We start from the raw sequence: 20,422 nt of genomic DNA, 5'->3' as shown, positions 1-20,422 counted from the left end.
TCCCTTAAATTTTCTCTTGACAAAGGCGACTTGACATGATACTATGTTCATAATGGAAAATCCGTGCGCCTACAGACCCTATTTTCCAACGCTCTTAACTATGATTGGTTCATTCAAGGCTCTCTTGGATTTGGTGGGTAAAATGTATTCTAAGATACAGTCCTGCTGGCGAGGGAATGGAAGGAACCACAAAGGCACAAAGGACACAAAGATCGATTATGTTGTAGGTTAAGCTTATCGCACAGAGTCTGGAAGATTCCTATAATAAGTCTAAGCTGTGATTTGAATGATTGAGTGAATACTATGATTGTGTTGTATTTGGCAAGTCTTTATCAATGATCAATTATAGTCTATCCCATAATTCCATAAATCACAGTTAAGACGCTATCTCCCACGACGAAGGCAGATAGCATAATTTCCTCGAACCGTCATTGTTGTTGGATGCGCTATTCCTAATGATTGTTCACAAATTTGTAATGCTTCAGAATAAAGAGGTTCCGCTTCTGTGTACCTGCCTTGGGATTTGTACAATAGTGCTAAATTGTTGAGGGATTGTGCCACATCGGGATGATTGTCTCCTAAGAGTCGTTTTGTCAAATCTAATGCTTCTAGATAGAGAGGTTCCGCTTCTGTGTACCTGCCTTGGGAATCGTACAATCCTGCTAAATTGTTGAGGGATTGTGCCACATCGGGATGATTGTCTCCTAAGAGTTGTTTTCTCAAATCTAATGCTTCTAGATGGAGAGGTTCCGCTTCTGTGTACCTGCCTTGGGATTCGTACAAGTTTGCTAAATTGTTGAGGGAAGTTGCCACATCGGGATGATTGTCTCCTAAGAGTCGTTTTCTCAAATCTAATGCTTCTAGATAGAGAGGTTCTGCTTCTGTGTACCTGCCTTGGGAATCGTACAATCCTGCTAAATTGTTGAGGGAAAGTGCCACATGGGGATGATTGTCTCCTAAGAGTCGTTTATACAAATCTAATGCTTCTAGAAAGAGAGGTTCTGCTTCTGTGTACCTGCCTTGAGAATCGTACAATGCTGCTAAATTGTTGAGGGAAGTTGCCACATGGGGATGATTGTCTCCTAAGAGTCGTTTATACAAATCTAATGCTTCTAGAAGGAGAGGTTCTGCTTCTGTGTACCTGCCTTGGGAATCGTACAATCCTGCTAAATTGTTGAGGGAAAGTGCCACATGGGGATGATTGTCTCCTAAGAGTCGTTTATACAAATCTAATGCTTCTAGAAAGAGAGGTTCTGCTTCTGTGTACCTGCCTTGAGAATAGTACAATAGTGCTAAATTGTTGAGGGAAAGTGCCACATGGGGATGATTGTCTCCTAAGAGTCGTTTATACAAATCTAATGCTTCTAGATAGAGAGGTTCCGCTTCTGTGTACCTGCCTTGGGATTTGTACAATGCTGCTAAACTGTTGAGGGAAGTTGCCACATCGGGATGATTGTCTCCTAAGAGTCGTTTTCTCAAATCTAAAGCTTCTAGAAGGAGAGGTTCCGCTTCTGTGTACCTGCCTTGGGATTCGTACAATAGTGCTAAATTGTTGAGGGAAGTTGCCACATGGGGATGATTGTCTCCTAAGTGGGTTCGAGTTGCGGTTAAACAATCTTGATAGTAAGGTTCAGCAATAGCATACAATCCTTGTCCGTTATAATACCAAGCTAAACCCGTATAGGACCATAATAAATCCTCATCAGCGATATATTGGGGATATTCCCCGACAGATGCTTGTAGATGGAGAAGGAAAGGTTTAAATTCTTCAACGATTTCTACAGTGGGATTCTGTGGCATTTCTGCCGATTTTTTGGCCATAATCCCACAATAACGGCGTTTTGCTGGTTCTGCGTGGGGTGATGCTTCTAACTTATCCCGAAAATAGCGACGCAACAGGGGATGAATTTCATACCAACCATCACGATTATCCTGAACTAAACTCAGGTGAACTAAACTATCGCTTAACCATTCCTCCACTGTATCCCCATCCTCATCGGGAAATAAATCCAGAATCATCCCCTTGGGAAAGGGCGCAAGAGCGAATAAACTGAGGTAAAGTGCCAAAATTTGCGCTTCTGGTTCGCTGTGCAACTCCTCCCAACTGAGATTAAAGGCAGCTTTTAACCCTCTTTCCGCAGTCATTTCCCCATGAAACTTGGGATTTTTGGCTAAGATTGGCTCATCTAAGCCTTTTTCGGCTAATTTCTGCCGTATTTTGCTGATTTCCCAATCCTGTCGTCGTACCAGCAACCTTGCCACCAATTCTAACGCCAAGGGTAAATAACCCAAATCCTGACATAATAATTTAGCTGCCTCGATTTGTGTGTCAATTCTGTTATCTACAAGGTAGGAACGCAATAAATCAAGTGCATCTTTTTCTTTTAATACTTCTACCCGAAAAGTCGCAATTGTCGCTGATAAATATTCCTTGCGAGTGGTAATTAAAACCTGAAAGCGTTTGTCTTCTTGCGGTGGTAAATAATCCCTAATTTGCTGATAATCCCGCACATCATCAAAGATAATTAGGACATTTCCCGCTAACCAGTTTTGCCAACAATAACGAATTTTTACGTCTAATTCTCCCTCATCCGGTAAAGTTAATTTGAGATGTACCCGCGCAAAATCTAAAATAGAAGTACCGATAAAACCGCCGTCACTTTCTGCCACATTTAACCAACATATACCCCCGGGATAGGCTTTTTCCCGCCATTGTTGCCAGCCAAACTGTCTGGCTAGTTCGGTTTTACCTATGCCTCCCATTCCCGTTAAGGTAGATATAGCAAGCTTTTGGGATTGTTGTAATTGCTTTTTTAAGTCAATTAATTCCTGATCCCTACCAACAAATCTAGGGATATTACTATTAGATAAATTGTGAGGATGTTGTTTAACCTGTTCCTTAACAGGCGGCTGCAGTCAGAAAGTATTGCCAATGAATGTATTACCTTGAAAAAGATTCTTTATGGAATCAGGTAATTTTTGATTATTGATAAAGCTGGCTTGTTGAGATTGAGATTTAAGGGTATTATTAACCAATTCTTTAAGGGAAGGTTCCGCTTCTATCGCTTTAACCAACTCGGTTATAATTTGGCTTAATTCGGGACTGGTTTTAGCAACAGATTCCACCTCTAGAATTGCCTGTCCATAATCTAAAGGCTGTTCGGGTGCTTTTTCAATTGCGGTGACAGTATCTGGAGAAACTTGTTTCAGGGAAGTGAGAAATTTTTCTGTTTGTTGCCAAACTTTCTCTCCCACTTTTTCACCAGTTTTCTCTAACGCTTTAGTGGCAATAATCGAACCAACTGCGATCGCTGCTCCTGTAAGAGGGTCCATAGATAAAATCGGGGTGATGAGGGTTAACTTATTTATCGGGTTTTTGGGGGTATAAGTTGCCAACAATTAAACAACTCTTACCCCCATCATAGAACTTGTAATTTCATTTAGGCGGGTACTTCAATTTTACCCTGTCCGGCTAATCCAAAAGCGGCGTGAACCACTTGTAGGGCCCTGACTCCATCTTCCTGATTCACCACACAACTGATTTTTATATCAGAAGTAGCAATCATTAAAATATTAATTTTCTCCTTTGCTAAAGCTTCAAAAAAGCGTGCTGCTACCCCCGGTTGTCCTTCCATTCCTGAACCAACAATGCTCACTTTCGCCACATCATTATTAACCACCACTTCCTGTAAACCCAAACTTTCCGATAGTTCTAAAAGGATTTTTTGGGCTAAATTAGCATCAGCTTGGGGTAAAGTAAAAGCGATATCCCGTCGAGGAATACCATCGACAATGCGACAGCGTTGGGATTGAATAATCATATCAACACTGACATTTTTTGCCGCTAAAACCGAGAAAATTCTCGCCGCCATCCCGGGGCGATCGGGGACGTTACGAATGGCCATTTGTGCCTGATTATTATCTAGGGCCACTCCCCGTACTGGGACTAAATTTTTAGGGATTTCGCAATGAGCAACTTTAGCAGAATACTCCACTTGAAAAGCATCACAAAGGACTTTAATTGCTTTTTCTCCGTCCGCTTCATCGATGACGCAACTGACTTTTACTTCAGAAGTGGAGATCATTTCGATATTAATTGCTGCTGCGGCCAAAGTGCTAAATATTTGGGCAGCAATTCCAGGTCGGCCGATCATACCAGCGCCGGTAATGGCGATTTTAGCGGCCCCGGATTCGATAATCACTTCCGCTTCCTCTGTATTAGTGGGATGGGAACGTAAAACCGGTGCGATCGCTTCGGCCACGGATTGGGCTTTTTTCAAGGCATTTCCCATCACCGTAAAGGCGATATCGTTGCTGTCCCCCTCGTGAATCGATTGAATAATTAAATCCACGTCCACCTGTTGATGGGCGATTTCCCCGAATAAACGGGCAGCGATACCGGGACGATCCGGAACCCGTAAAAGGGAGATTTTCGCCTGATTACCCTCAAATTCCACCGCATCCACTGCTTTTGTCAATTCCAATCCTTGCAGGGTGCGCGGTTTCGGTGCTGGGGATGTCACCCAAGTACCCGGATCCTCTGTCCAACTGGAGCGGACAACCAAGGGAACCCCGAAGTTTTTAGCGATTTCCACCGCTCGCGGGTGGAGAACTTTCGCCCCTAAACTGGCTAATTCGAGCATCTCATCGCAGGTAATTTGGTCTAAAAGACGCGCTTCGGGGACTAAACGGGGGTCAGTGGTGAGAATACCGGGTACATCGGTGTAAATTTCGCAAAAATCGGCTTTTAAGGCGGCCGCTAGGGCTACGGCCGAGGTATCGGACCCACCGCGCCCTAGGGTGGTAATCTCTAGTTGATCGCTATCGCTGACACCTTGAAAACCGGCGACCACAACTACTTTACCTTCCGATAGATGACGGGAAAGGCGATCGGTTTTAATTTCTAAAATACGGGCCCGACTATGTTCGGATTCCGTGACAATTCCCACCTGAGCGCCGGTTAGGGAGATGGCCGGTTGTCCGATTTCCTCTAGGGCCATACTCATCAAGGCGATTGTTACCTGTTCCCCCGTGGATAATAACATATCCATCTCCCGGCGCGAGGGTTCGGCGGCGATTTGTTTGGCTAAATTGACCAATCCATCGGTGGTTTTACCCATGGCAGAAACGACCACCACCACGGTATTTCCTGCTATTACCGTATTTTTGACCCGTTGAGCGACCGATTGAATGCGTTCCACGGAACCTACCGATGTACCACCGTATTTTTGGACAATTACAGCCATAGTTGTCAGCGCTAGAGACTTTCTATCTTTGTTCAATCTCCAACTTATCAAAATTCCTTAACGATAAGTGGTTTTGGTTAACATTCCTTATGTTTTATCAAATGCCGACTATCTGAATTAATCTTTAAGGAGGCAGTCCGAGCATTTGTACTAAAATACCCCTACTCAGTTTAAATACAGTACATTTATGCTATTAATAATATTTTGGCTCTCTTAGGTTTGGTGGGTATTATGTATTCTAAGATATAGTCCTGCTGGCGAGTGAATGGAACGAACCACAGAGACACAAAGGACACAAAGATAGAACGCTACTTATTTCTGCGTTTATTGCGTTTATTAGGTGGGTATTATGAAAGATATTTTAATGTTAGATACAGTAAAAATCATCAATTCTGATCCCCCCGCCTATCGGCCACCCCCCTTATCGAAGGGGGGCAGGGGGGATCGAATCTTTAAGGGCGGCAAATAAATAATTAGCTAAAGTTACTCCATCTACTCCTAATTCTGTCCTTTCTTTGGCCGCTAAAATGCCGGCTTGAGCGTGTAAATAAGCTGCTAATGCGGTTGCTTCTGGGGGATTATCCTGCATTTGGGTTAAGAATCCGCCGATTAATCCTGTTAGGACATCACCACTACCACCTCGCGCTAAAGCGGAGGTACTTTCGGGGATTATATACATTTTACCTTCCGGGGAGGCGATTATAGTTCTGGCTCCTTTTAATAAGACAATTGCACCACTTTGTTGAGATGCTTCTTGAGTGATATTAATCCTATCTTGAGAACCTGATAAGTTAGGAAATAAGCGTTTAAATTCTCCCCAATGAGGCGTTAAAATTGTCTTATTTTGGCGAGATGATAATTTTTCTGTACCCAGTTGAGCCAAAATATTTAAAGCATCGGCATCGAGTATAATCGGTTTATCACTATCTAAAACCTGTTCGATAATAGCAGGATTTTCTGTGGTTAATCCAGGACCACAGGCGAGGACATGATAATTATTTAATTCTAGGGGAAGTTCGGCAATAGCTCCCGTGGCAGTTTCGGGACAATCGATAATTAATGCTTCTGGTAAATGACTAATTAATAAAGATTTAAGGGCAGCAGGAACGGCAATCGAAAGCATTCCCACACCACTACCTCGCGCTCCTAATCCGGCGAGAATTGCCCCCCCCGCATAACGACGAGAACCACAGATAATTAATAAATGTCCCTGCTGATATTTATGGGTAAGGAGAGGACGGGGTAAGGGTAAATAATGGCGAATTAGATCGGGATTAACCCTCAGAATTGGCGGTGAATCTTGTAAAATTGTTTCTAGGTCAAGGGGACTAATTCCTATATCAATTAACTCCACTTTACCCAGATAGGGTAAGGCCAAATCTTGGAAAAAAGCTCGCTTCCAGAGTCCCAAACAAAAGGTATGAGTGGCTTTAATTGCCGTGCCTAAAACCTCTCCGGTGTCGGTGTGAATTCCCGAAGCAATATCGATACTAATTATCGGTTTTTGCCAACTATTAATTTTATCGACTAATTCGGCAATCTCTCCCGATAAAGTCCTTTCTAAACCAAAACCGAAAAGACCATCGATAATTAACTGACAATCCTCCAAAGATTCTAAAGTTTTCTGAAAAATTAAGCCTAAATGCTTGACATAATTCGCCTGTTGTGCTGTTAAATCCTTGAGTTTGGCGATCAGACAAAAAAGAGATACTTGATAACCAGCGAGATGTAATTCCCTAGCAATTACGAGAGCATCGCCGCCATTGTGACCAGGGCCAACTATAACGCCGATTTTGGGGAAATTAGCCAAAGAATAGGACTTTTTAAACTGTTGTGCCGTTAACAGGGCTGCCTTTTCCATCAAAGCGGCCACAGGCATACCAGAGGCAAAAATCGCCCCTTCGATGCGACGCATCTGCTCACTATTAACCACGTTTGACCGATAATTGTAGCTCATTCGGGGGATAAATTGCCTGTTAACAGGTGTAGATAACTTTTTTGCCGAAAAATTGCCAATTAGCCCCAATTTTCACTGGCTCAAGGCTGGTTTGGGTAATAATAGCCAGATCATTCTGTCTAGTTTCCGCTTGACGGTGAGCGGCGGATATATTAATTAATTTTAGTAGTTGCTGACAACAACTATACTCGACGACGACTAAGACCATTTTTCCAAAGTAGTGGCAGCTCTGGTTAATTGTCCTCACCCCCAAACCTTTTCCGAGAGAGGAAGGGGGTAGTAATCGGAGTTTTCTTTTCACTGATTACTGGTTACTGAAAAGACTCCCCAACAGCCATCTCATCCCGGAGAAAACCGCTATAGAATAGAGAAAAAAGAGAATTGCGAGGAAAAAACCCTGTCTTTTAACCCGATTGTCATTCCCCCTTCCCCAGAAAATCCCGCTCGCTATCTAGTGATCATGCTGCACGGTTGGGGTGCGGATGCCATGGATCTGGCCCCCCTAGCATCGATGCTGGATCTGGCTGATTGTCAATTTTTGTTTCCTAATGCTCCCTTTGATCATCCCCAAGTGCCGGGGGGACGCGCCTGGTATGCGTTAGAAACCTCCGATTATCAAGGTTTAGTCGCTAGTCGTCAACAGTTGCAGGATTGGATTATTTCCCTAGAAGCAACTACCGGCATTCCCCTAGAGCGGACTTTTTTGACCGGTTTTTCCCAAGGAGGAGCGATGACGCTGGATGTGGGTTTATCCTTACCCTTGGCGGGATTGGGTTCCCTGAGTGGTTATCTGCACGGTGAACCCCATCCCCAAGGCCCACAAAATGTCTTAATTGTTCATGGTAAGCAGGATCCCGTCGTTCCTATTGCTGCCGCTCGTCAAGCCAGAGATTTACTGCTTGGTTTGGGGGTTAACGTCGAATATCACGAGTTAAATATGGGTCACGAAATCCCGATTCCGGCGCTGACTATATTACGCCAATTCCTCCGCAATCGTCTAGAAACCGCATGAATAATGCTCGTCAGCTGGCTTTGCTGATTTTACGCGATATCGATCGCTCCTCCGCCTATCCCGATCGCGCTCTTGATCGCCATTTGTCCGCTAGTTCCTTAAATTGTCTTGACAAAGCCTTGACAACGGAGATTGTTTATGGTATAATACGCCGCCAAAGAACTTTGGATGCGCTGCTCGATCGCCTGGGAAAAAAAACCGCGGCCCAGCAACCCCCGGATTTACGGCGAATTCTCCATATTGGTCTTTATCAACTGCGTTATCTCTCCCAGATTCCCCCATCGGCGGCGGTGAATACGGCGGTAGAATTAACTAAAATCAGTCATTTAGGCAAATTAGCGGCGGTGGTTAACGGAATGCTGCGGCAATATCTCCGTTTAACTGCTAATGGCGACGATCCTTTAATTTTGCCGGAAAATACCGCTTCTAGATTGGGTATTCTCCACAGTTTCCCCGATTGGTTGGTGCAATTGTGGTTAGATCGCTTTAGTGTTACGGAAACGGAACAACTGTGTCAATGGTTTAATCGCTCTCCTGACCTCGATATTCGGATTAATCCCCTGAAAACTAGCCGAGAAGCCCTAGAAAATGAGTTAGAATCAGCCAATATAACTTTTAATCATCTTAAATTACCTCTAGCTTGCCGTTTAACCTCTGGTTTAGGCAATATTGAGCGTTTAGAGGGATTTCGAGCCGGAAATTACACCCTACAGGATATTAGCGCCCAATTAGTCACTTATCTCCTCGATCCCCAGCCCGGAGAGACAATTATCGACGCTTGCGCGGCACCGGGGGGAAAAACCACTCATATTGCCGAATTAATGGGCGATCGGGGTAGAATATTGGCCTGTGATCAAACGGCATCCCGTTTACGACAGTTAGAAGCCAATATTAAAAGATTAGACTTAAAAGCGATCGAAATACATCTAGGGGATAGTCGCGATCGTCCCCAGTGGTGCGGCATCGCTGATCGTGTACTAATCGATGCTCCCTGTTCAGGATTGGGAACCCTGCACAAGCGTCCTGATATACGTTGGCGACAAACACCCGAAAATTTACCTGTACTAGCCAAACGACAGGGGGAACTTTTAGCCTCGGCTGCTACTTGGGTAAAACCGAAGGGAATCTTAGTTTATGCCACCTGTACTCTCGATCCGTTAGAAAATGAAAGAGTGATCGAGCAGTTTTTAGCGGCTCATCCCGATTGGAAAATGGCCCCTCCTGACTCTAATTCATCTTTCTCAGAATACTATACAGAAACGGGAGCGATCGAAGTGTTACCCCATCGGCATAATCAAGACGGTTTTTTTATGGCTAAGTTAGTCAAGGAAGTGTGAGATGAAAAATAAACAATTACTGAAAATTCTCATCGGTGTTGCCTGGATTGATGGTGTAATTCAACCATCAGAAAGAAGCTATTTAAGACAGGTAGCTGTGAGGGAAAAACTTGATGATGATCCGGAGATTAAACCACTATTATCCGAACTAAAACCAGTTAAAACTGGTGAATGTTATCGATGGTTAGAGTCCTATTTAGGCGATAATCCTAGTCCAGAAACCTATCAAGATCTAATAACATCGATTAGCACCTTAATCTATAGCGATGACGACGTGGATATACAGGAAGCGAAATTATTAACCAAAGTGCAGAGTCTTGATCCGACTCACGATAGCCATCGATCTATTTTAGATAAATTAGTGACGGGAATTCAAAAATTGTACCACAAAGCAATTACTGAAAGTAATTAAAGAGGAGCTATCAGTGGTCAGCAGGTCAAAAAATTCCCCGATAAAAACTGATAGCTGATCCCTAGATTTTAGGTAATAACCGTGGGTTGTTCCCGTCCAGTAGATTGACGAATTTGACCGATTTCTTCAGCTAAATCAATTAACGGCTGTAGAGCCTTTTGGGTGTCGATATCGTGTTTACTTGCGTCCGGTTCATAACTTTCTAGATAAACCCGAAGAGTTGCCCCTTTAGTTCCCGTACCCGATAGACGATAAATAATCCGAGAACCATCGGTAAAACCAATGCGAATCCCTTGATTTTTACTGACACTACCATCCACGGGGTCCGTATAGCTAAAATCATCGGCATATTCCACTTCATAGTTACCAAATTGTTTACCCTTAAGGTCTAAAACCAGCTTCTGGAGACGTGCCATCATCTCTTTAGCCGGTTCTAAGGCGACTTCTTCATAATCATGACGAGAATAGAAATTACGACCAAATTCTTGCCAATGACTGCGAACAATTTCCTCTACAGATTCCCCTTTAACGGCCAAAATATTTAACCAGAAAAGAACCGCCCATAAACCATCTTTTTCGCGAATATGATTGGAACCCGTGCCGAAACTTTCCTCACCGCAAAGGGTTGCTTTCCCCGCATCCAACAAATTACCGAAGAATTTCCAACCGGTGGGAGTTTCATAACAGTCAATTCCCAGTTTAGCCGCTACGCGATCGGCCGCCGCACTGGTGGGCATCGATCGCGCCACTCCCGTGATACCATTTTGATACCCCGGTACTAGATGAGCGTTGGCAGTTAGTACAGCTAAACTATCACTAGGGGTGACAAAAAAATTCCGACCGAGGATCATATTGCGATCGCCATCTCCATCGGAAGCAGCCCCAAAATCGGGTGCATCTTGACCGAAGAGAATTTCTACCAGATCATGGGCATAGACTAGGTTAGGATCGGGATGACCACCACCAAAATCCTCTAAGGGAATACCATTTAATACTGTACCTTTGGGCGCGCCTAAACGCTGTTCAAATAGAGCATAAGCGTAGGGACCCGTCACCGCATGGAGAGAATCCATGCACATTTTAAACTTACCAGAAGTGAGTAGGGCTTGAATGCGATCGAAATCAAAAATCTTTTCCATCATTTTGACGTAGGGAGTAACCGCATCGATCACTTCCACATCCATAGTTCCCAGTTTAAAGGAACTGGGGCGATCAAGATTAATATCGGCCCCTGAGAGGATTTTATAACTGCTAATCACCTTAGTCTCGGCATAAATTGCATCGGTGATATTTTCCGGGGCCGGTCCGCCGTTAGTAATATTGTACTTAATGCCAAAATCCCCCTCCGGACCGCCGGGGTTATGACTAGCGGAGAGAACAATACCGCCAAAAGCGTTATTTTCGCGAATTAACCCAGAAATAGCGGGAGTGGAGACAATACCATCGGTTCCCACGAGGATTCTACCGATACCGTTAGCGGCAGCGATTTTCAGGATAGTTTGAATAGCTTGACGGTTATAATAACGACCATCTCCACCGACGACTAGGGTTTGACCCTCGATACCGTCTAAAGTATTGAAGATAGCTTGAATAAAATTTTCCAGATAATGGGGTTGTTGAAAAACGGGAACGGATTTTCGCAATCCAGAAGTCCCCGGTTTTTGGTCACTAAAGGGTTTTGTGGCAACGGTTTCAATCGTCATAGTCTTTTCTCGATGGGCTGACGCAATTGTAAACTTAAGTATATAGCAGTAGGTTGACAGCCAAGAAATCAGCTAGGAAAGACAACGGTTCTATTGGGTTTGGTGAGTGAGTGGAAGGAACCACAGAGACACAAAGGACACAGAGATCGATCGCTCCTATATAATTTAAACTGGTCGCAACGCGCTCGCTACGCGAGATCACACAAAGAATAAGAGAGCTAATCTAAGGATAGGGGGTTAAGATGAGTCTTAGCCAATAAATGAACCAGATTTGGGGGTATAAACCCCCAATAATAACCAATTTTAGCTATATCGCTTAATCGGCCCCTTCAATCGGTGCAAATCCCTGACGTTGAATATTCTCGCTGATGTGACGAGGTTCGAGGAATTGCAAGAGATAATCGGGACCCCCTGCTTTGGAACCTACCCCCGACATCTTGAAACCCCCGAAGGGTTGACGGGAGACAATCGCACCGGTGATTCCCCGGTTAATATAGAGGTTTCCCACTTCAAATTCCTGCGTAGCTCGGTTAATATGGGCAGGAGTGCGAGAATATAAGCCACCGGTTAAAGCATAGTCGGTTCCGTTAGCTACAGCTAAAGCTTGCTCAAAATTGCTCACTTTGATAATCGCCACCACCGGACCAAAAATTTCCTCCATCGCTATTACCGCATCAGGGGGAACATTTTTAAAGACGGTGGGACTGACGAAGTAACCCACTTCTGGAATCGGCATTTCTAGGGCCAATTCTGCCTCTTTTTTACCAGTTTCGATATATTCCCGAATTCTTGCTTGAGCTTTCTCGTCGATAACCGGTCCTACTTCCGTACTCGGTAAATCCGTCGGCCCGATATTGAGGGACTTGGTAGCCTCGACAAAGCGATCCACAAAGCTATCATAGACGCTTTCCAGAACAATTATCCGCGAACAGGCCGAACATTTCTGGCCGGTGTAGCCAAAAGCGGACTTAACCGCACCGACAACGGCCTGATCTAAATCGGCACTCTCATCGACAATTAGGGCATTTTTGCCGCCCATTTCGGCGATAACTCGTTTTAGGTGTTTTTGACCCTTTTGCACGATGGAGGCATCTGTATAGATGCGACAGCCCACTTCTCGTGAACCGGTGAAGGCGATTAGGTGAACATCGGGATGGCTAACTAAATGCGCCCCCACTTGCGAACCTTTACCCGGGATATATTGGAAGACTCCGGCAGGAATACCCGCTTCTAGGAGAATCTCGGCAAATTTCGCCGTAATCACCGAGGAAGTCTCGGCAGGTTTCAATAGCGTACAGTTACCGGCTACTAAAGCTGCTACTGTCATCCCCACCGCAATGGCTAGGGGGAAATTCCAGGGAGAAATCACTAAAGCAATACCCCGTGGTTGGTAGAAATAACGATTATTCTCGCCTGCTACGTCGAAATTATGCCCTAAATCCAGTCTTTCCATCTCGGAGGCGTAATAACGGCAAAAATCGATCGCTTCTGACACTTCCGGATCCGCCTGTTGGATAACTTTGCCCACTTCCAAACAAATCCAGGCCGATAACTCGTGTCGTCGCGCTTCCATCAAATCTGCCGCTTTTCGCAGTATTTCGGCTCTTTTAGCCACTGGAGTGCGTTTCCACGCGGGAAAAGCCTGTTTCGCCGCTATGATCGCTTTTTCTGCCTGTTCCACATCAATTAAGCCCACTTTACCCACTATTTCCTGTGGGTTACAGGGATTAACGGAATTAATTTGAACATTGGTGGCGACGTATTCGCCGTTAATTAGGGGTAAATAGGTTTTACCGAGGGAATTTTTGACAAAAGTAAGAGCTTGACTCGCTTTATTTCGTAATTGCTCGTTAGCATAATCTGTATCGGGGGCATTAGGAAAACCGGGGATAATCGGGTTATCCTTGCCTAAAACCCGGGGGGCTGCGATTAAATCTTCCACGGGACGATCCTCCAAATTTTGCCTTAGGAAGGAACTATTAGCGGTATTTTCTAATAAACGGCGGATTAGGTAGGCCATACCGGGTAAGAGTTGTCCGTAGGGGGAATAAACCCGCACCCGATGACCCCGGTTCACTAACGCTTTGGCTAATTGGTCGCCCATGCCGTACAATACCTGCATTTCAAAGCGACGACGGGGAATTTCTAAACTTTCTGCGATCGCACAGGCCAATGCTTGCGATCGCACGTTATGACTACCGATGGCGGCGTATAAATATTGATGATTTTCCAATAATAACCGCGTCATCCGCTCATAATTGGCATCGGTGGCGGATTTTTCGTTATATACCGGCTGTGGCCAGTGATTTTGGCGAGATTTAATTGTTTCCTGATCCCAGTAAGCGCCTTTGACTAGCCGGACAGTAAGGGGATAACCGCGCTTTTTGGCCCAATTAATTAAATCTTGTAAATCTTGGGCAGAATCTCTTAAATATGCCTGTAGGGTGATGCCAATATCGGTACGACTGCGAAATTCTTCTTCTAGGAGTAATTCTTTCAGGATAGCCAGGGTGAGGTTTTTATAAACGTACTGTTCCATATCAAAATGGACTGCTACCCCTAACTCCTGAGCGCGTCGCAATAGTAGTCGAATGCGATCGCAAACTTTCTCCTTACTGCCAATGGGATCCATGGGATCAAACTGAGAATAAAAGGCAGTTAGCTTGACAGAAACCTGCACTTGTGGTAATAAGTCGCCGTCCGCTTCATCAATTTGGCTAACTTTATTCCATTTGCTCGCTTCTTGAGCCAAATGGGTCATTAAATCCAGATAACTTTGTAGATAAACTTGGGTTTCCGCTTCAGTAATTACCGCTTCACCGAGAAGATCTATGGTAAAAGCCATTTTTTCCTTCCGCAGACGGGTGACAGTGCGAGTAATTTGCTCTAGGTCTTCCCCGGCGATATACTTACGAGCTAAGGTTTCTACGGATTTACTGATCAGACTGGCGGCCGTTTGAGCGGGTAGGGAGTTAGGATCACTAAAGTTGAGGATACTTTTCAGCGCACTGGGCAGTTCTACGGAAGCATCACCGAGGTATTGTTGGAGATGATTAGCGATCTCGGCATTACTGCGTAAAGCGGGTAAACAGTCAATAAAACGGAATAATTGTACTCGTAAATTGGGGTTAGACATTGCCCAATCGAGTAATTTATCATCCCAACGCATTTGATCCTGTAAAGCAGACCAAAGACCTTTTTTTTCCCGAGTTTCGGCTAAAAGTTGTCTAGCGATCTCTTGGGTTTTGGTTTCGTAGTTTTGAGTTGAGTCGATTTGGATAACCACGGTGATTCAAGTAAAAAAATTATCAACGGGATTCAGCTTTCAGCAAGCTAAGGTCAGCCTTCGGCCTAAAATTCAGTTTTTGAGCTTTTTCAGCTGATTGCCGCTCTTAATGGCTCTTTTCTCTGGTTTATAACTCTTACCGAAGGACTAATCAAAGCTAATAGCCGATCGCTTTTGCTGAACACTCTATTGTACTCGATCGAGCGGGGAGAGGGAATTATGAATTATGAATTATGAATTATGAATTAGGAAATGGGGAGAATAAATAAAAATAATCTCCTGACTTCAAAGAGGGTGTGGGGTGTGGGGTGTGGGGAAGTGGGAAGTATAAATAAAAATAATCTCCTAAATCCTGACTGACTGGAAAACAGAAGCTGAAATAACGCCAATTCGTCGATCATACTAAATCTGTTGAGTATAAGCTACATATCAGCAGAGACACTCCTGCAAGGGGAGTGACTCTCAAAGGGAGCATCTCACCTTTGTAACCCCTAAATCAGGTTTTTATGTCAAGCTATTTTGAAAGCCTTGCTAGAAACCAGTTTTATAGATAAGTATAATTACTCACTTGCATAAATGAGATGCTCCCCTCTCAAATCATTACAGATGTGTCAGCGGCTGCGTGTAAGCATCCCACCGAAAAACTAATGCGCGGGGGGTTTGGGGGCGGCGCCACGCCCCCAACGGGGGGTTTGGGGGGTAGAACCCCCCAAAAGCTTGGATTGAGTAATCAGATCTCAAGTAATACTAAATCCCTTGAGTATAGGCTACATATCAGGAGAGGCACTCCTGCAAAAGGGGGAATAAATAATCAGTTTTTAATAACTGGATTTAGGATCAGAATATTTTCATGCTTGACAGTGTAACTTGTTGCATCGTGACTGCCTCCTAAATCCTGCCAGCCGCCTCCTGATACCCGATAGTCCTTGTGTATTGTCGAAGCGTTTACTTATAATAACTTTAAAAAGATTTTCGGGATCATCGGTAGCCCTATGGCAAAAATTGAAACGAGAACAGAACCCATGGTTTTAAACATGGGACCCCATCACCCGTCAATGCACGGAGTTTTGCGCTTAATCGTCACCCTTGACGGGGAAGACGTGATTGACTGTGAACCCGTAATCGGTTATCTTCATCGGGGCATGGAAAAAATTGCCGAAAATCGCAGCAATGTCATGTACGTTCCCTACGTTAGTCGTTGGGATTACGCCGCAGGGATGTTTAACGAGGCGATTACGGTCAATGCTCCCGAAAAATTAGCCGATATCGCCGTTCCCAAACGAGCGCAATATATCCGGGTGATTATGTTGGAACTCAACCGCATCGCTAACCATTTACTCTGGTTAGGCCCCTTTATGGCGGATGTAGGCGCACAAACTCCCTTTTTCTACATTTTCCGGGAACGGGAGATGATTTATGACCTCTGGGAAGCTGCCACGGGAATGCGGTTAATTAATAATAATTATTTCCGTATTGGTGGCGTGGCGGTGGATTTACCCTACGGATGGGTGGATAAGTGCGAGGATTTCTGTGACTATTTTGACCCCAAAGTGGACGAATACGAGAAATTAATCACTAATAACCCGATTTTCCGCCGTCGTATTGAAGGGATAGGCTGCATTACCAGAGACGAAGCGATTAACTGGGGTTTATCTGGTCCGATGTTGCGCGCTTCCGGGGTGAAATGGGATTTAAGAAAAGTTGACCATTACGAGTGTTACGACGATTTTGACTGGGAAGTGCATTGGGAAACCGCCGGCGATTGTTTTGCTCGTTATCTGGTGCGGATTCGGGAAATGCGCGAATCGGTGAAAATTATCCGGCAAGCACTGAAAGGTTTACCCGGTGGTCCCTACGAAAATCTGGAAGCAAAACGGATGGCAGAAGGGAAAAAATCAGCTTGGAATGATTTTGACTATCAATATATCGCCAAAAAAGTCGCCCCCACTTTCAAAATCCCTAAAGGTGAACATTATGTGCGCTTGGAAAGCGGTAAAGGTGAATTAGGTATCTTTATCGTCGGTAATGATGAACTCTTCCCTTGGCGTTGGAAAATTCGGGCCGCTGATTTTAATAATCTTCAAATTCTGCCCCATATCCTCAAAGGGGTAAAAGTTGCCGATATTATGGCGATTTTAGGCAGTATTGATATTATTATGGGGTCAGTCGATCGCTAAATCTCTTTCAGGGTGGGTTATCTTATTAACTCACCCTCGTTTTGGTCCAGTCTTATGAAAAAAGCTGTTCGTAATTTAAATTGCCTGTTGAGATGAGGCAAGAGGCAACCCCCCCAACCCCCCCGACATCGGGGGGGCAAGGGGGGAGGAGATTCGGCTAATCTAAGAATAAGCGATTTAAATACGTCTTAAGTAGGGAGGCAAAATTATTTGTAGGATGGGTTAGCGGTAGCGTAACCCATGCAGGAGTTGGGTTTCATGCTTCAACCCAACCTACGTTCATCTGATATTTAATTCCACCTGAACCTCAGGGATAGGGGGAAGAATCTTGCTTTCGGGAATCTTTAACTCCCCCACCTGAACACCCAAACTAGCCAAGGCGGTTAAAGTGGTGATGATGCGGCAAATCACGTCAATGTCCGCTTTATGTTTTTGCCAAAAATTCATAGATTTTGCTCCTGTCGCCTTAGGGCTTGTTTTTTGAGGACAAGTTGATTAAAATGCTTTCAGCAAATGCTGGCAAAAGGGGATCAAAAAGTGGATCAGATCGTAGGTTGACGTTTGACGAGATTTATGTTAAGGTCCGGCGAAATCAGATTATCGGATGAAGATGTAGAAACCCTTCGTAAGGCTAAAGATGCTTATGAGGGAGACTATTCTTGTGCTTCGGAGAAAATAGAGAAAATATTAATAGAAGCAAGTCGATGGTTACTTGAGGCATTTCTCGAAGAATACCGTAGTCAAACAAAAACTTCCAGTTATACCATTCGATTAAATGTCTTGAAAGATTGGATGACAGAATCTCAGCCACAATCTGGAGCAACTAAAGAGGTTTTAGAACCAAAGGGTAAGAAATTGTACTTACAAAATAAATCTGATTTTAAAGGATTTGAAAATCAGAATAAAAGGGAGTACATTACTCAAAATAAAATAAATACAACCAGAATTGAAGATATTAATGATAATTTAATTCATTTAACCTTTGATGAGGTTCTGAATTTTTTATTAGATTCGTCTATTTTAAAGGTAATTGGCATATCTGGAGATAGTTTGCGGTTTTGTACTGAACAAAAATATGGACTAGGAAAAAAAGGGCGAACCTCTAAACAGTCTTATATTGTTCAAGCTTATTGCGAAGTATTAGGCCTAGATTTTGAAAGCTTACAATGTTGTCAACTTCATCATCAAAACCCAAAAAATCAACAAACAAATAATGAAAAAATTTATCGTGTTTTGACAAAATTTAATTATACTAATCTAGTAAATTTTACCAGTTCAATAGCCGCTAAAACTTTACGAGAAGGCAGTATTTATATTCCCCCTTGTCCTCATACATATCGTGTTTTGTGTTTGCGTCGTTTAGAAAAAGAAATCTTGATCACTAATAATTTGCCCGTTAAACCTATTGTTTTTAAATTTCAAGGAGATGGTCAGGAAGAATGGGATAGCTATAGTCTTCATGAACATTTTTTCAATAATTCTGGAGGAATTAAAAATTTAAAAGCTAATAATTTTTGTTTGATTTTTGAAGGAATTGATTGTGCAGACTTTTCCCGTTTAAAAGACATTGATTCGTTTTGGCAAAACTTAATTACCAACGCTCGTAAAATACAAAATAGTCCTATTCTGGGCTTTTTATTAATGATTTGGTTAGATTATGGAGAAGGGAATGATTGGAGAGATAGCGACAGATTATCAGAATTTCCTATTCACCGCTTACAGATTGACTCTTGCTTTGAACAACGGTCTTTTCAGGAAATTATTCCTACTTTTGCTCAACAACTTCAGTTAGGTTGTGACTTACAGGATGAAACCACAGACTTATTTAAATCTACCTTGCAGGAATTATGGAAAAATAGCAATGAAGGCAACATAGAAGACACACTGAAAGCTTTTTATCAACAATTTCAAGGACAATTATCGAGGGAAAATAAATGGCTAAACTATCCTTAACTTACACGGGAGAAATTCAACCTAAATCGGGACTTTATTATGAACCGATTCAACAGAAAATTTATCCCTATGACGCAGGTGATGAGTTAATAGAAGTTGTTAACTTGGCTATTGAATTGGGAATGCCTTTGTTACTAGAAGGTGAGCCGGGATGTGGCAAAAGTCGTCTAGCTCATGCCTTAGTTTATGAATTTAATAATGGTCAGCAAAGTGGTTCTATAAAATATCATGAATGGATAGTTCAATCTACAAGCAAAGCGGAAGATAGTCTCTATCAATATGATTATATTGGCCGTTTACAAGCTGCTCAAATTAGCGGAATTTTAAGCCAAAAAGGAGCAGGAGAATCTTCTTCTGAGCAAAAAAATCCAGCTACTTCAAAAGATTGGGTTGATTTACAACCCTTGGGTAAAGCATTTAAACAAAGTCAAGATAAGCAAGAACAATCGGTAGTATTAATTGATGAAATAGATAAAGCGGATCGAGATTTTCCTAATGATTTACTTTTAGCCATTGAATCTCGTCGTTTTTTCATTAAAGAAACAGGAGAATTAATTCAAGCAAATGATCAAGCTTTTCCTCTGATTATAATTACCAGTAATCAAGAAAAAAACTTACCCAATGCTTTTCTGAGACGTTGCATTTATCACTATATTGAGCTACCCAACCAAGAAAGATTAAGAAAAATATTAACCGAACGGTTTACCGACGCTGAACAAGAGGTTATCATCAAAGCAGTGGACCGTTTTCTGGAAGTGAGAACATCACAAGACGAGACTAAATCTGAAGGAGAAAAAAAAGTTAGCACCAGTGAATTAATAGCCTGGTTTAAATCGTTGCTCAAGTACAAACCTGAAGAAATTATCGCCAAATTAAACGAGGACAAATTACCCCACGCTAGTGTTTTACTAAAAAGCCGTACCGATTTACAAGATTATGGAACAAGAGGTTAAAAAAGCCAATGACATCCCCCCTACTTGAGCTATTTTATCAACTCAGAGACGAAGAAGGATTTCTGCTGTCTATTGAACAATATTATCGGGTGGAAAATTACCTAATTCAAAAACTCGCCAATGATTCTGATATTGCTATTCAAGAAAATCCCAACTTAGACAATCCTAAAATTAAACTTCTTTGTCAAGCTTTATGGGTTAAATCCCCGAAAGAAAAAGAAAAGTTTGATCAGGCCTGGACAGAGATGCTACAGTTACAACCAGAAATAAATATAGAAATAGCCAAAAAAACACCTATTCGCCATCCAGAAGAATCGATTAGCAAAATCATAAACCCGATGGATGATAGGGAATCTCCCTCATTAGAAATTACCCCTTCTGGGGCA

The 20,422-nt window shown here is 43.1% G+C and carries 14 protein-coding genes and 1 pseudogene; 7 read left to right on the top strand and 8 right to left on the bottom strand.

From position 1 onward, the window contains the following. Positions 1 to 384 precede the first annotated feature (384 nt). The 5 genes from MICAI_RS12045 to MICAI_RS12025 all read right to left on the bottom strand — a co-directional run bounded on the left by MICAI_RS12045 (position 385) and on the right by MICAI_RS12025 (position 7,411). The gene (locus MICAI_RS12045) at positions 385 to 2,781 is read right to left on the bottom strand and encodes a tetratricopeptide repeat protein (RefSeq protein ID WP_232306185.1); all 2,397 of its coding nucleotides are present in this window, start codon (positions 2,779 to 2,781) and stop codon (positions 385 to 387) included. Between the two features lie 135 nt (positions 2,782 to 2,916). Further along, the gene (locus tag MICAI_RS12040; RefSeq protein WP_008202154.1) at positions 2,917 to 3,333 is read right to left on the bottom strand and encodes a hypothetical protein; all 417 of its coding nucleotides are present in this window, start codon (positions 3,331 to 3,333) and stop codon (positions 2,917 to 2,919) included. 107 nt (positions 3,334 to 3,440) lie between these two features. Then, positions 3,441 to 5,246 carry an aspartate kinase gene (locus tag MICAI_RS12035; protein WP_002797176.1) on the bottom strand — a complete coding sequence of 602 codons (1,806 nt, stop codon included), beginning with the start codon at positions 5,244 to 5,246 and terminating at the stop codon, positions 3,441 to 3,443. Between the two features lie 421 nt (positions 5,247 to 5,667). Beyond that, positions 5,668 to 7,203 (bottom strand): bifunctional ADP-dependent NAD(P)H-hydrate dehydratase/NAD(P)H-hydrate epimerase, encoded by a 1,536-nt coding sequence (locus MICAI_RS12030; protein WP_008202152.1) that lies wholly within the window; start codon positions 7,201 to 7,203, stop codon positions 5,668 to 5,670. A gap of 19 nt (positions 7,204 to 7,222) precedes the next feature. Further along, complete coding sequence (locus MICAI_RS12025; RefSeq protein WP_008202150.1) at positions 7,223 to 7,411, bottom strand: hypothetical protein; 189 nt, start codon at positions 7,409 to 7,411, stop codon at positions 7,223 to 7,225. Between the two features lie 210 nt (positions 7,412 to 7,621). On the opposite strand from MICAI_RS12025, the gene MICAI_RS12020 reads away from it, so the two are divergent. Genes MICAI_RS12020 through MICAI_RS12010 form a run of 3 tightly spaced genes read left to right on the top strand, consistent with a single transcriptional unit; the run spans position 7,622 to position 9,964 of the window. Beyond that, positions 7,622 to 8,215, top strand: coding sequence for an alpha/beta hydrolase (locus MICAI_RS12020; RefSeq protein WP_306342206.1), 594 nt, complete (start codon positions 7,622 to 7,624; stop codon positions 8,213 to 8,215). Next, complete coding sequence (locus tag MICAI_RS12015) at positions 8,212 to 9,552, top strand: 16S rRNA (cytosine(967)-C(5))-methyltransferase (protein WP_008202146.1); 1,341 nt, start codon at positions 8,212 to 8,214, stop codon at positions 9,550 to 9,552. Before MICAI_RS12020 ends, MICAI_RS12015 begins: the two co-directional genes overlap by 4 nt. A gap of 1 nt (position 9,553) precedes the next feature. Beyond that, a complete protein-coding gene (locus tag MICAI_RS12010) occupies positions 9,554 to 9,964 on the top strand; it encodes a tellurite resistance TerB family protein (RefSeq protein ID WP_008202144.1) in 411 nt (136 codons plus the stop codon). A 68-nt stretch (positions 9,965 to 10,032) separates the two neighbouring features. Here the strand turns inward: MICAI_RS12010 and MICAI_RS12005 are convergent, their stop codons facing one another. Then, entirely contained in the window at positions 10,033 to 11,667 is a 1,635-nt protein-coding gene (locus MICAI_RS12005; RefSeq protein ID WP_008202142.1) for an alpha-D-glucose phosphate-specific phosphoglucomutase, read from the bottom strand. 316 nt (positions 11,668 to 11,983) lie between these two features. After that, on the bottom strand, positions 11,984 to 14,953 hold the full coding sequence (gene pruA / locus MICAI_RS12000; protein WP_008202139.1) for an L-glutamate gamma-semialdehyde dehydrogenase: 2,970 nt from the start codon (positions 14,951 to 14,953) through the stop codon (positions 11,984 to 11,986). 992 nt (positions 14,954 to 15,945) lie between these two features. Between pruA and MICAI_RS11990 the strand changes: the two genes are divergently transcribed. Next, the gene (locus MICAI_RS11990; protein WP_008202137.1) at positions 15,946 to 17,130 is read left to right on the top strand and encodes an NAD(P)H-quinone oxidoreductase subunit H; all 1,185 of its coding nucleotides are present in this window, start codon (positions 15,946 to 15,948) and stop codon (positions 17,128 to 17,130) included. Between the two features lie 279 nt (positions 17,131 to 17,409). On the opposite strand, the gene MICAI_RS26430 is transcribed toward MICAI_RS11990, so the two are convergent. Next, a complete protein-coding gene (locus MICAI_RS26430; protein ID WP_008202135.1) occupies positions 17,410 to 17,577 on the bottom strand; it encodes a hypothetical protein in 168 nt (55 codons plus the stop codon). Positions 17,578 to 17,703: 126 nt separating this feature from the next. Here MICAI_RS26430 and MICAI_RS11985 point away from each other — a divergent pair, with 126 nt between their 5' ends. The 3 genes and pseudogenes from MICAI_RS11985 to MICAI_RS11975 form a co-directional block, all read left to right on the top strand. Continuing rightward, on the top strand, positions 17,704 to 19,083 hold the full coding sequence (locus MICAI_RS11985; RefSeq protein ID WP_008202133.1) for a hypothetical protein: 1,380 nt from the start codon (positions 17,704 to 17,706) through the stop codon (positions 19,081 to 19,083). Beyond that, positions 19,065 to 20,036: an AAA family ATPase gene (locus MICAI_RS11980; protein WP_008202131.1), complete on the top strand. Its 972-nt coding sequence runs from the start codon at positions 19,065 to 19,067 to the stop codon at positions 20,034 to 20,036. Before MICAI_RS11985 ends, MICAI_RS11980 begins: the two co-directional genes overlap by 19 nt. Positions 20,037 to 20,044: 8 nt before the next feature. Further along, positions 20,045 to 20,422: pseudogene (locus MICAI_RS11975) on the top strand (hypothetical protein); the annotation flags it as partial.

The organism is Microcystis sp. T1-4 (assembly GCF_000297435.1).
GTDB lineage: Bacteria > Cyanobacteriota > Cyanobacteriia > Cyanobacteriales > Microcystaceae > Microcystis.
This window is presented reverse-complemented; position numbering and strand designations above follow the sequence as displayed.